Source organism: Rhodococcus sp. 15-725-2-2b (assembly GCF_002259075.1).
Classification (GTDB): Bacteria; Actinomycetota; Actinomycetes; order Mycobacteriales; family Mycobacteriaceae; genus Rhodococcoides.
Genome location: NZ_NPFL01000019.1, coordinates 220,985 through 233,112, shown reverse-complemented (window position 1 = coordinate 233,112; position 12,128 = coordinate 220,985). Strand labels below are relative to the sequence as shown.

The window sequence follows — 12,128 nt, the reverse complement described above, 5'->3', positions numbered from 1 at the left end:
GAAAGGAACCATCGTGGCGTACAACCCATACGACTCGCTTCCGGACCTACCGTCCTTCGAGTTGACGTCCGAGGACGTCGAGGACGGCAAGACACTGGCCGCTCAGCAGGTCAGTGGAATCATGGGAGCCGGTGGGCACGACAACTCCCCGCAGCTGTCCTGGTCCGGATTCCCCGAGGGCACCAAGAGCTTCGCTGTCACCGTCTACGATCCCGACGCGCCGACGGCATCCGGCTTCTGGCACTGGGCAGTGGCGAACATCCCCGTCGAGACGACATCGCTGGTGTCCGGCGCGGGCGACGACGGCGGGACCGGGGTGCCCAGCACCGCGGTGACGCTCAAGAACGATGCGGGCCTGTTCCGCTACATCGGTGCTGCACCGCCGGCAGGCCACGGCCCGCACCGCTACTTCATCGTGGTTCACGCGGTGGACGTGGAACGGCTCGAAGTGGACGAGACGGCCACCCCGGCCTACCTCGGTTTCAATCTGTTCTCGCACGCCATCGGTCGTGCGGTCCTCACCGGCATCTACGAGGCCTGAGCTCGGTCGTCGGGTGCCGGACTTATGTTCCGGCACCCGGCGGTTCAGGGCTTGTTCGCCGAGCCCACCGCATCGGCGATCGTGGCGAACCCGTGTTGCTCGAGCCGAGCGGCCAGTCCGCGGTGAATGTTCTCGATCCACAGCGGGCCGCCGTAGACGAACCCGGTGTAGCCCTGCACCAGTGACGCGCCCGCGGTGATGCGTTCCCATGCCTGCGCCTCGGTCTCGATTCCGCCGACGGAGATCAGCGCCAGATGCGTACCCACTCGGCGGTACAGGCGTCGCAGTACCTCGAGCGAGCGGTCGGCCAACGGAGCACCGGACAGGCCGCCGGCTCCCATTCCGGCAACCAGTTCTGCGTCGGTGCGCAGACCGGCGCGGGAGATCGTCGTGTTGGTGGCCACGATCCCGTCGAGACCGAGTTCGACGGCCAGATCGGCCACGGCGTCGATGTCCTCGTCGGACAGGTCGGGGGCGATCTTGACCAGTACCGGGACCGTCACCACCGACTGCACCGCCACCAGGATCGGTCGCAGCGATTCCACGGCCTGCAGGTCACGCAGTCCAGGGGTGTTGGGGGAGCTGACGTTGACGACGACGAAGTCCGCCAACGGGCCCAGAAGTTGGGCGCTGGCCGTGTAGTCCGCGGCGGCACCGTCCGGCTCGACGATCTTGGTCTTGCCGATGTTGGCGCCGATCGGGATACCGGTGCGCCTGGCACGGACGCGCTGGGCCGCGTGCTCGGCACCGTGGTTGTTGAAGCCCATCCGGTTGACGATGGCCCGGTCGAGAGGCAACCGGAACAGTCTCGGAGTCGGATTGCCCGGCTGGCTCTGCGCGGTCACGGTGCCGATCTCGGCGAAACCGAATCCGATCGGCCCCCACGCATCGATTCCGTCGGCATTCTTGTCGAAACCGGCCGCGAGACCGAGCGGAGCCGGGAAGTCGACGCCGAACACCGTCGAGCGCAGTCGGGGATCGTCGACCACGAACATCTTCTCGGCCAGAAAGCGGAGCGGAGGCACCGCGGCGACAGCGCGAAGCACACCGAACGCCAGATGGTGAATCCTCTCCGGTGGCACGAGGAACATCAGGCGCAACAGGACGCGGTACAGGCGGTCTCCCACGGTCTTCTCTCCGGTCGATCTGGCAGGGTAGAACTCGTGCTGTGATTCAGCGATCGTGCGGTCGAACAGTACTGCGAGGCGCTCAGATTCCGGGCTCGGGGATGTGATGCGCGGTCTTCTTGCGTTTGAGCAGCACACGCCTGCTGCCGTCGGTGTAGAGGCGAACCCGCGACAGTTCCCAGCCGCCGAACTCCGCCTGAATCGCCAGACGCATCGAGGCCGTCACACGGGTCACGTCCGGTGGCAACCGCAACGGCACGTACTCCCAGTCGTCGGACGGCGACACTTCCCATCCGACGGGCATCTTCGCGCGGCCAGGTGCCGAACTCTCGTGTGCGTTCACATGCCTCCTCCGTCCTTATCGGTCGTTCCTGCAGGCTCCACTCCTGCCCTATCGGTCGTTCCTGCAGGCTCCACTCCTGCTTCGAGCTCAGCGACCCGCAGCGGGGATACGCTGCAGCCCGTCGCCGGTTGCCGATCCCACGTACAAGTCGCCCGTGTCGGCGTCGACGGCAACCGAATTCGGCTGCCGCACAGTGGCCAACCTCGTGACCTCGACCGGAATTCCGGTGTCGAGTGTGTACCCGACCACCTCGTTGGACGCGGGAAGCGTCACCCATGCGACACCGGACTGCTCATCGTAGGCGATCGCCCACGGCTGCGACCCGACCGGAAACCGTTGCCGCATCAGCAGGTCGTGCGAGGTGAAGACGAGCAACTCGGTACCGGTCGAATCGGTGACCAGAAGGCGGCCGAACTCGTCGCTCGTCATCTCCGCGGCACCTTCGCCTGCGCGCAAGGCCACTCCGAGGGTGCCGTCGTCCAGATTCAGGTCGGTCACCGACGTCTGTCGTCGATCGAGGACCGAGACACCGTTCGGTGTACTGGCCAGAGCATCGGCTGAGGTCACGCTGCCGCCGGAGATCGTGGTGGTGACCTGACCGTTCGGATCGAGCACGCGCACCGCGCCGGTGTCGTCGCCGACGGCCGTCGTGCCGTCGGGCAGGTCTGCTGCGGACAGCGCGTCGGCGTCGACCGTCAGGTCGGTGCGCTGTCCGTCCGCGACGGCGATCCTCGCGACGGCGCCGTCCATCGGGACGAGCACTGTCGAGTCCCGTCCGGCGACGAGTTCTGCTGCCGTCGAGCCCAGGTCGACCACGCGGGTCTCGGCTGCGGTGCCGTCGCGGACGAGGGTCACCGTCGTCGATGCGTCGGTCAGCGCCACCAGGGTTCGCGTGACGGGGTCGAAACTGAGTGCGTCCACGGGCGCGAACGCGCCGACGGTACCGGCGGGGGTCACGGTCGGTTCGGGGGACTCCGCCGGCGGTAGGGGCTCGACGGTGATGTCGTCGGCGTTCTCGTCGTCGTTGGAGCACCCGCCGACCGACAGGACTGTGACGACGGCGAGCGCGGACGCGACTGCCGCCCGAATCGAACGGGTCGACGGTGTTCGCATGAGGCCGAACCTACTTCCTCGAGAAGATGCTGCCGGTGGAGGCGCTGCCACATCTGTACCAGCGTGCGGCGATCTCGGCGAAATCCACCACGGCGGATTTGGTCGCCGCTCGGTCGCGGCGGAGGACGCGGTAGCGTGATCGTCCGAGGTCAGTGCACGACATGGGAGTGGACGTGGGAACCGAGGAAACACACTTCGTCGTCGAGGAAGTGAACGCGGGAACGCATGCGAACGGCTTCGGGCGCACCGACGACGGCCGGGCGTTCGCGTTTCGGGTGCACAGGAGCACCCTGTACGTGGAGATATACCGCGCCGATGTGCAATCCCCGGTACCGGACCGGTCCGAGGTCGAAGCGGTGGCCGAGCATTCGGTCACCGAAGTCGATCTGACGGACGAGCGCAGCATCGTCGGAGTGGTGCGTGATGCGGTCGCCCACGCGCAGCAGCTGTCCGATGCGTCACAGCGCGACACCACGGCAGTGCGGTCCTTCTTCAACCGGGTCAATTCCGTGTTGGAGGGTTTCTGACACGGTGGGGAACCACCAGCTGTTCGCCGGTGTCGGGATGATCGAACACGTCGACGGGGTGTCGATAGACCCGGGCCAGCGTTGCGGCGGTGAGCACCTCCCGCGGCGGACCGGTTGCGATCAGTTCACCCGAGTCCAGGATCGCGACGCGATCGGCGTAGGCCGCCGCGAGGCCCAGATCGTGCAGCACGACGACCACGGCGCGGCCTGCGGCGGCGAGTGAACGCACCACGGCCATCACCGACTCCTGATGTCCCAGGTCGAGTGCTGCGGTGGGCTCGTCCAGCATGATCGTCGCCGTGTCCTGGGCGATGACGCGGGCCAGTGCGACCCGGGCCTGCTCGCCGCCGGAGAGCGATGCGAACGGTCGATGCGAGAAGGCCGTCACGTCGCATGCAGTCATGGCCGCTTCGATGCGGTCGTCGTCGTGGCGTGCCGCCGAGGTACCGGCCCAGGGGGCTCGGCCCATCCGGACGATCTGGCCGGCCGTGAACGCGAATCCGACGCTGTGCTGCTGAGGCAGCACAGCGCGTCGCCTCGCCACGTCCACCGAGCGGATGCGGGACAGCGGTTCGTCGCCCAGCAGCACCGATCCGGCGCTGGGCTCGGTGTCTCCCGCCAGGACCGACAGCAGCGTCGATTTGCCTGCGCCGTTGGGTCCCACCAGCGCCAGTATCTCGCCGGCCACCACGTCGAGGTGGACCCCGGACAACACCGTCGCGTCCCCACGTCGTGCGGAGACTCCGCGGGCGACCAGGGCGTTCGAACCCGGTTCAGGGATGACCGGGATGTCGCGGCGTGCTGTGCGTCCCATCATGCCCAACCGCCCTGGCGAGCCCGGGTACGGCGAAGCAGCCAGAAGAAGAACGGGGCACCCGCCAGCGACGTCACCATGCCGAGTGGCAGGTCGACGTTCGCGACGAGAGTCCGCGTCACGAGGTCTGCAGCAAGAAGCACGACCGCCCCGGCGAGGGCGCTGGCCGGAATGAGGAGTCGATGCGCGGGGCCGAGCACCATCCGCATGGCATGCGGAACCACCAGACCCACGAACAGGATGATTCCGGTGAAAGCCACCCCGGACGCAACGAGCAGGGCGACGACGACGATCGCGAACTGTCTGAGTCGTTCGACGTTCACACCCAGATGGCGTGCCACGTTCTCACCGAGCGCAAGCAGGTCGAGTCGGCGGGCGATCGCCAGGGAGGCGCCGATCCCGAGCAGTGCGAGCGGGCCGACCACCGCCACCGACTGCCAGGTTGCGCCCGCGAGCGACCCCAGTTGCCAGAACACGATCCGATCGCGGGCGGCGGGACTGGCGACGAAGGTGAAGAACGCGATGACACCGCCGGCGAAGGCGTTGACTGCAACGCCGGTGAGGATGAGCGTCACCACTTCGGTGCGGCCTGCGTTGCGAGCGAGAAAGTACACGGCGACCGTGGTGACGAGCCCGCCGACGAAGGCGGCGAACGCCACGCTCCACACTCCCGCGAAGCTGCCGCCGAGCACGATGACCGAGCTGGCCCCGACAGCAGCGCCCGAGGAGACCCCGACCACACCCGGCTCGGCCAGTGGATTGGCGAACACCCCCTGGAGCAGCGCACCCGCGCAGCCCAGACACGCGCCGACGAGAATTGCCAGCGTCAGCCGTGGGAATCGGACCTGCCACAGCGTCACCTCGCCGCTGGGATGTGCAGGCATCGGGCCGATCTCGAGTCCCACCCGATGCGCGAGGCTGCCCAACACTTCCAGCGGAGTCGTCGGCACCTGCCCCACAACGGCCGAGATCAACGCCAGGCCGACCAGCGCCACAACCAGGGCTCCGAAAATGGCAAGAACCCGTCCTCGGCCCGTGGCTCGTTCGGCGGGTGTGCGGTCGGTCATGACGCCGGGTCGTACACGGCCTTCGACAGTGCGACCAACACCTTTCCGGTGTTCGGGCCGAAACTGAGGATGGTCCCGTCGTCCATGTCCACCACCCGGCGTTCTCGGCCTGCGGGGGTCTGGGCAATTCCGGGGATCTGCTCCAGACCCTCGATTCCACCGATCGATTCCAGGCCCTTGGTCATCATCAGAATCACGTCGGGTGCTGCGGCGATCAGGGCTTCGCTGGTGATCGGCACGAATTGCTCGGTCAGACCCGATTCGACACCGGCGTCCCTGGCTCCGAGAGCCTCGATCAGTGCATCCGCTCCCGAGCCGGGCCCGGCGAGCATCGTGATCGCAGGCCCACGCATGTACAGAAACGCGATCTTCGGTGGTTCGGTGGACTCGGGTGGCTCGTTCGCCGCTGCCGAAATCTCGGCGTTCGTTCGTTCGGCGAGGGCAGCCCCGGCGTCGGGCACACCGAGGGCGGCCGCCACGGCCTCGATCTGGGTGGCGACGCCTGCCAGAGTGCGGGTGGGATCGAAGTACACGACGGGAATGCCGGCGGCTCGGATCTGATCCTGCACGGCGCGTGGACCGATGCTGGTATCGGTCAGGACGACGGTCGGCGACAGCGCCAGAATCCCCTCGGCACTCAGAGAATGGCCGGTAGGGGTGACATCGGGCACGTTCTCGGCCGCGGGAAATGCGGCCGAGGTGTCGCGCCCGACGAGGTTGTCACCGAGTCCGAGCGCGAAGACGGTCTCGGCCAGCGTGCCGTACTGGTCGGCAGCGACGATGCGGCTGTTGTCGGTGACCGTGACGGCGACGCCGTCGAATCCGGTCACGGTGACGGGCAGTACCTCGGCCGGATCGTCGGCGATGGGTTCCGGATTCGGATCGTCGACGACGGCGGTGCGGGGGCCGATCGAGTCCGCGGGTCCTGCGCCGGGGGTGTTCGCCGAGCAGCCGACCAGGAGTCCGGCGACGAGGAGCACGGCGGCGAGACGGTTGACGGTCACCACCGAAGGTTAGCCTGTCCGATGTTCGCAGGCGATCAGGCGCTGACGTCGTCCAAGGCCGACGCGATCGCGGGCGGCAGCTCGAGTTCCTCGGCCATCAATGCGCCCATCAACTGAGCCAGATCGCGAGCCCCCACGATCGCGCTGCTCACACCCGGCCTGTCCCGGGCCCACGCGAGCGCGACGACCAGGGGAGAGGTCGCCAGCCCGTCGGCGGCAGTGACGGCGGCGTCGACGATGCTGACGGCAGAGTCGGTCAGGTACGTCAGCACGGACTCTGCGTGCACCTCGTCGGCACCGCGTGAGTCCGCCGGTATTCCGCTGCGGTACTTGCCTGTCAGCACGCCGCCCGCGAGGGGAATCGCGGCGAGGACACCGATGCCGTGGTGGTCTGCGGCGGGAATCAATTCGTCCTCGATCCCGCGGGCCAGCAGCGAGTACTCCGCCTGTGTGGCCACGATCCGTCCGGTCCCTGCTGCTCCTGCCGCCGTCGCCAGTTGCCACCCGAGGTAGCCACGGGCTCCGGTGTAGCGGACCCGTCCACTGGTGACGGCGTAGTCGAGTGTGGCGGCGACCTCGTCGACCGGAGTCATCGGGTCCCAGGTGGCCACCTGCCACAGATCGAGGTAGTCGGTTCCCAGTTCGCGCAGCGTGGCGTCGAGTTGTCCGAGCAGTCCGCGCCGCGAGCAGTCCACGTGATAGCGGCCGTAGCGCGAACTGAGACCCGCTGCGCTGCTGATCACCAACTCGTGCCGCGGGACCACGTCGTCGAGCAACTCGGCCAGCACTCGTTGCGCGCGTCCGTCCCCGTACGCCGGAGACGTGTCGACGAGCGTGCCGCCGGCCTCGGCGAACGCCGACAACTGCGCCGCGGCGTCGTCACCGTCGGTTCCGCTACCCCATCCGAGGGTGCCGAGGCCGAGTCTGGAGACTCGAAGTCCGCTGGTGCCGACCGATCTCTGCTTCATATGTGCCGAATGTCCTTTTACGTGTGATCGTCGGTGTCGAACTGCACTGCCGCCAGTGCACAGTAGTGCGCCGCGCCGCCCGGTGCGTACGTGCCGCGCCGGGTACGGTCGTGCCCGTGAATCGCGAACTCAGGGGGCGGGCCGGCGGCCGCGCATCGACAGTGATCAGTCCATCGACACCGATCTCGGAGGGTGACGCCGCATGATCGACATGACGTGGCTGCAGGCGATCGTCCTCGGTGCGGTGCAGGGCCTGACCGAATTCCTGCCGATCTCCTCGTCCGGGCACCTGCGCATCGTGTCCAGTGTGTTCTGGAACGAGGACGCAGGTGCCTCCTTCACCGCGGTGACCCAGCTGGGCACCGAAGCCGCTGTGCTGCTGTTCTTCTGGCGAGACATCGTCAGGATCGTGAAAGCGTGGTTCGTCGGTCTGACGAAGAAGGACGAACGCGGACTCGACTACCGCATGGGGTGGTACGTGATCATCGCCACCATTCCCATCGGCGTTCTCGGACTGCTGTTCAAGGACCAGATCCGAACCGGTGCCCGAAACCTGTACCTCATCGCGTTCATGTTGATCGCGTTCGCCGTCGTCATCGCGGTCGCCGAGAAGGTCGGCCGGAAGGAACGCCCGATCGAGAAGTTGACCACCCGGGACGGCATTGTCATGGGTCTGGCACAGTGTCTCGCTCTGATCCCGGGTGTGTCCCGTTCCGGGGCGACGACCAGCGCCGGCCTGTTTCTCGGACTCGAACGCGAGGCAGCGGTGCGATTCTCGTTCCTGCTCGCCATTCCGGCGGTCACGGCCTCCGGTCTCTTCTCGCTGCCCGACGCCTTCGAGCCGGTGGGCTCGGGACTGGCCGCGTCGGGTCCGCAGCTGCTGGTGGCCACGATCATCGCCTTCGCCCTCGGCTACGCCTCGATCGCCTGGCTGCTCAAGTTCGTCGCGAACCACTCGCTGTACTGGTTCGTCGGGTACCGCATCGTGCTGGGTGTCGTGGTGCTCGGTCTGTTGGCCGGCGGGGTCGTGTCCGCCACCTAGTCGTTCGGCACAGTGGCCTCCGGAGCGGAGTGGGAAGACCCCGGTCGTTAGGCTCGGTGCAATGACAGTCATCTTGCTTCGGCACGGCCGCTCGACGTCGAACACCGCAGGCACGCTCGCGGGTCGGAGCGCGGGAGTCGAGCTCGACGATCGTGGTCGTGAACAGGCGCAGGCGGTCGCCGACCGTCTCGGCGACCTGCCGGTCGCGGAGATCGTTCGTTCGCCGCTGCTGCGGTGCGAGCAGACCGTCGGGCCGTTGGCTGCCAGGCTCGGGCTCACGCCGCTGGTCGAGGACCGGTTGGTCGAGGTCGACTACGGGCAGTGGACCGGTCGAACGATCAAGGAATTGCTGGCCGAGCCGCTGTGGAAGGTGGTGCAGCAGCATCCGTCGGCCGCAGTGTTTCCCGAGGGTGAAGGACTGGCCACGGTGCAGCAACGGGCCGTGCAGGCCGTGCGCGAACACGACGCACGGCTGGCCGCCCATCACGGCCGTGACGTGTTGTGGGTGGCGTGCTCGCACGGGGACGTCATCAAGTCGGTGCTGTCGGACGCGATGGGTGCCCACCTCGATTCGTTCCAGCGCATCGTCGCCGATCCGGCATCGATCAGTGTCGTTCGCTACACCTCGACGCGACCCTTCGTGCTGCGGACCAACGACACCGGGTCCGACCTGAGCGTGTTCGTACCCAAGGCCGAGGAGCCCAGCACGCCGGAAGCGGGCAACGCGGACTCTTCGGACGCCGTCGTCGGTGGTGGGGCAGGCACCTAGAGCTCCGATTCGGCGCTGACACCCCGATCGGTGGCAGGCTGGAGGGCAAGCAATACCGTCCACGGTCGATCCGTGGCCGATAATGAAAGTTCCGCGAATCGCTTCGCGGAGCTGTTCGAGTCGTTAGGAGGTGCAATGCCGCGCGCCATACACGTTTTTCGCACCCCTGATCGTTTCGTTGCCGGGACCGTTGGTGAACCGGGCGACCGAACGTTCTTCCTGCAAGCGGTGCACGACGCCCGCGTGGTGTCGGTTGCGCTGGAGAAGCAGCAGGTCCAGGTACTGGCCGACCGGATGGGGCTTCTCCTCGAAGAGGTGCACCGTCGTTTCGGGGCAGAGGTACCGGCCGAGGAGGCCGATACGGTCGACACGAGTCCGCTGCTGACTCCGATCGACACCGAGTTCCGTGTCGGCACGATGGGGCTCGGCTGGGACGCCGATGCCAACGCCGTCGTGGTGGAGCTGTTGGCCGTCAGCGAGGTCGAGGTGGACGAATCGGTCGTTCTCGACGACACCGACGAGGGCCCCGATGCCGTTCGGGTGTTCCTCACCCCGGTACAGGCCCGTGAATTCGCGGTGCGGTCCGAACGCGTCATCGCGGCGGGCCGTGCTCCGTGCCCGCTGTGCGGACAGCCGTTGGCTCCCGAGGGACACGTCTGCATCAGAACCAACGGTTACCGACGCGGCGCGACGTTCGGTCCGGTGACCGAGGTCGACGAGTCTTGACCGTCGAACTGCCGCCGTTCGAAGGCCGCGAAACCATGGAGACCGGCGACCTGACCGTCGTCGGTCGGGTGGTGTCGGCCAGCAACGCCACGCTGGTGTGCGAGGCGGGCGAGGGCGAGAAGGCCGTCCGGTGCGTGTACAAACCGGTTCGCGGGGAAGTCCCGCTGTGGGATTTTCCGGACGGCACTCTTGCGGGCCGGGAAGTGGCGTCGTACGAAATCTCCGAGGCCCTCGGTTGGGGCGTCATCCCGCCGACGGTGCTACGCGACGGCCCGTTCGGTCCCGGCATGGTGCAGAAGTGGATCGACACGCCCGACGATCACGCCGAGGGACGCGTCGACCTGGTCGATATCTGCCGTCCCGATCTCGTACCTGCGGGCTGGATTCCGGTACTGCAGGCGTACGACGGCGAGGGCGAGGAGATCGCGCTCATCCACGCCGACGATCCACGGCTGCAGCGGATGGCGGTGCTCGACGTGATCCTCAACAACGCCGATCGCAAGGGCGGGCACGCGCTCGAAGGTCTCGACGGCTACGTGTACGGGGTCGATCACGGCATCTGCCTGCACGCCGAGAACAAGTTGCGCACGGTGCTGTGGGGCTGGGCGGGCCAGGCGGTGGACGATGCGTTGATGACCGACGTGGTGCGATTCGTCGAGACGTTCGACACGGTCACCGCTCCTCGATTGGTCGACAAGATCACCCTGACCGAAACGGTCGCGGTTCTCGACCGGGCGCAGGAGTTGATCGCCCGCCCGATCATGCCGGAACCTCGCTCGAGCAGACCCATACCCTGGCCCGCCTTCTGATCGGGCTCGGATAGGCTCGACCGCATGCATTCTTGGTCGAGCCCGGAGATCCCGACAATTCCCGGACAGGGTCCAGCGCTTCGATTGTTCGACACCGCCGACCGCCAGGTCCGTCCCGTCACCCCCGGTTCGACGGCTCGGATGTACGTCTGCGGAATAACCCCGTACGACGCCACCCACCTCGGGCACGCGGCGACGTACCTGACGTTCGACCTGATCAACCGGCTGTGGCGGGATGCGGGCACGGACGTGCACTACGTGCAGAACGTCACCGATGTCGACGATCCACTGTTCGAGCGCGCCGACCGCGACGGCGAGGACTGGCGCGATCTGGGAGCTCGTGAGATCGAACTCTTCCGCGCCGACATGGAAGCGCTCCGGGTGCTCCCTCCGCGCGACTACATCGGTGCCGTCGAGTCCGTCGACGAGGTCGTCGAACTGGTGGAGAAGCTGGTCGCGTCCGGTGCGGCGTATGTCGTCGACGACGCCCAATACCCGGATGTGTACTTCCGTGCCGATGCCACCGAGCAGTTCGGCTACGAGTCCGGTTACGACCGAGCCACGATGGACACGTTCTTCGCCGAACGCGGGGGCGACCCCGATCGGGTCGGTAAGCGGGATCCACTCGATGCGCTGCTCTGGCGCGCAGTACGGCCGGGCGAGCCGTCGTGGCCGTCGCCGTGGGGTCCGGGGCGGCCCGGGTGGCACATCGAATGCGCAGCCATCGCGCTCAACCGCATCGGTACCGGCTTCGACATTCAGGGCGGCGGAAGCGATCTGATCTTCCCGCACCACGAGTTCTCGGCCGCGCACGCCGAGGCGGCGACCGGTGATCCGCGCTTCGCCCGGCACTACGTGCACACCGGGATGATCGGGCTCGACGGCGAGAAGATGTCCAAGAGCCGCGGCAATCTGGTGTTCGTCTCCAAGCTCCGCGCCGAGAACGTCGACCCCGCAGCTGTCCGACTCGGTCTGCTCGCCGGGCACTACCGCCAGGATCGACCGTGGTCCGACGAGGTTCTCGAACGCGCTCACACTCGGCTCGCACTGTGGCGTCGGGCCGCGGCGCTCGACAGCGCTGCATCGGCCGACGACGTGATCAACCGGTTGCGGCAGCACCTGGCCGACGATCTGGACACCCCCAAGGCTCTCGATGCGCTCGACGCGTGGGCGAGTTTCGCAGTCGAACGCGGCGGATCGGATGCGGGCGCGCCCGGTGCCTTCGCCGATGCGGTCGATGCTCTGCTCGGGGTTGCGCTGCGCTGATCTGGTCCCGAA

At 67.4% G+C, this 12,128-nt stretch carries 14 protein-coding genes; 7 read left to right on the top strand and 7 right to left on the bottom strand.

Translation table 11 applies throughout. The features are described 5' to 3' along the window. The first annotated feature begins 13 nt into the window (after positions 1 to 13). Complete coding sequence (locus tag CH306_RS21715; protein ID WP_032398050.1) at positions 14 to 541, top strand: YbhB/YbcL family Raf kinase inhibitor-like protein; 528 nt, start codon at positions 14 to 16, stop codon at positions 539 to 541. 44 nt (positions 542 to 585) lie between these two features. Here the strand turns inward: CH306_RS21715 and CH306_RS21710 are convergent, their stop codons facing one another. From CH306_RS21710 to CH306_RS21700, 3 genes are all read right to left on the bottom strand, one after another. Then, positions 586 to 1,656, bottom strand: a complete 1,071-nt coding sequence (locus tag CH306_RS21710) for a quinone-dependent dihydroorotate dehydrogenase (protein WP_094648009.1) — start codon at positions 1,654 to 1,656, stop codon at positions 586 to 588. Positions 1,657 to 1,750: 94 nt separating this feature from the next. After that, positions 1,751 to 1,972, bottom strand: coding sequence for a DUF5703 family protein (locus CH306_RS21705; protein ID WP_032377864.1), 222 nt, complete (start codon positions 1,970 to 1,972; stop codon positions 1,751 to 1,753). Between the two features lie 126 nt (positions 1,973 to 2,098). Further along, positions 2,099 to 3,124: a YncE family protein gene (locus CH306_RS21700; protein ID WP_094647923.1), complete on the bottom strand. Its 1,026-nt coding sequence runs from the start codon at positions 3,122 to 3,124 to the stop codon at positions 2,099 to 2,101. 161 nt (positions 3,125 to 3,285) lie between these two features. On the opposite strand from CH306_RS21700, the gene CH306_RS21695 reads away from it, so the two are divergent. Next, the gene (locus tag CH306_RS21695) at positions 3,286 to 3,651 is read left to right on the top strand and encodes a hypothetical protein (protein WP_052683718.1); all 366 of its coding nucleotides are present in this window, start codon (positions 3,286 to 3,288) and stop codon (positions 3,649 to 3,651) included. On the opposite strand, the gene CH306_RS21690 is transcribed toward CH306_RS21695, so the two are convergent. From CH306_RS21690 to CH306_RS21675, 4 genes are read right to left on the bottom strand one after another with little or no spacing between them, the layout of a single operon-like run. Next, positions 3,626 to 4,468, bottom strand: coding sequence for a heme ABC transporter ATP-binding protein (locus CH306_RS21690; protein WP_094647922.1), 843 nt, complete (start codon positions 4,466 to 4,468; stop codon positions 3,626 to 3,628). The genes CH306_RS21695 and CH306_RS21690 overlap by 26 nt on opposite strands. Next, positions 4,465 to 5,532, bottom strand: coding sequence for a FecCD family ABC transporter permease (locus CH306_RS21685; RefSeq protein WP_094647921.1), 1,068 nt, complete (start codon positions 5,530 to 5,532; stop codon positions 4,465 to 4,467). Before CH306_RS21685 ends, CH306_RS21690 begins: the two co-directional genes overlap by 4 nt. Continuing rightward, positions 5,529 to 6,536: a heme/hemin ABC transporter substrate-binding protein gene (locus CH306_RS21680; protein ID WP_094647920.1), complete on the bottom strand. Its 1,008-nt coding sequence runs from the start codon at positions 6,534 to 6,536 to the stop codon at positions 5,529 to 5,531. The genes CH306_RS21685 and CH306_RS21680 overlap by 4 nt, the downstream gene beginning before the upstream one ends. Before the next feature lie 35 nt (positions 6,537 to 6,571). Beyond that, positions 6,572 to 7,504 carry an aldo/keto reductase gene (locus tag CH306_RS21675; RefSeq protein ID WP_032398054.1) on the bottom strand — a complete coding sequence of 311 codons (933 nt, stop codon included), beginning with the start codon at positions 7,502 to 7,504 and terminating at the stop codon, positions 6,572 to 6,574. A gap of 211 nt (positions 7,505 to 7,715) precedes the next feature. Here CH306_RS21675 and CH306_RS21670 point away from each other — a divergent pair, with 211 nt between their 5' ends. The 5 genes from CH306_RS21670 to mshC all read left to right on the top strand — a co-directional run bounded on the left by CH306_RS21670 (position 7,716) and on the right by mshC (position 12,116). Next, complete coding sequence (locus CH306_RS21670; protein WP_371828408.1) at positions 7,716 to 8,546, top strand: undecaprenyl-diphosphate phosphatase; 831 nt, start codon at positions 7,716 to 7,718, stop codon at positions 8,544 to 8,546. Positions 8,547 to 8,607: 61 nt separating this feature from the next. Next, entirely contained in the window at positions 8,608 to 9,315 is a 708-nt protein-coding gene (locus CH306_RS21665; protein ID WP_094647919.1) for a histidine phosphatase family protein, read from the top strand. A 135-nt stretch (positions 9,316 to 9,450) separates the two neighbouring features. Further along, positions 9,451 to 10,041, top strand: a complete 591-nt coding sequence (locus tag CH306_RS21660; protein WP_032398057.1) for a DUF3090 domain-containing protein — start codon at positions 9,451 to 9,453, stop codon at positions 10,039 to 10,041. Between the two features lie 35 nt (positions 10,042 to 10,076). Beyond that, positions 10,077 to 10,850, top strand: coding sequence for an SCO1664 family protein (locus CH306_RS21655; protein ID WP_179272770.1), 774 nt, complete (start codon positions 10,077 to 10,079; stop codon positions 10,848 to 10,850). Positions 10,851 to 10,874: 24 nt separating this feature from the next. After that, positions 10,875 to 12,116 (top strand): cysteine--1-D-myo-inosityl 2-amino-2-deoxy-alpha-D-glucopyranoside ligase, encoded by a 1,242-nt coding sequence (mshC, locus tag CH306_RS21650; RefSeq protein WP_032398059.1) that lies wholly within the window; start codon positions 10,875 to 10,877, stop codon positions 12,114 to 12,116. Positions 12,117 to 12,128: the final 12 nt, after the last annotated feature.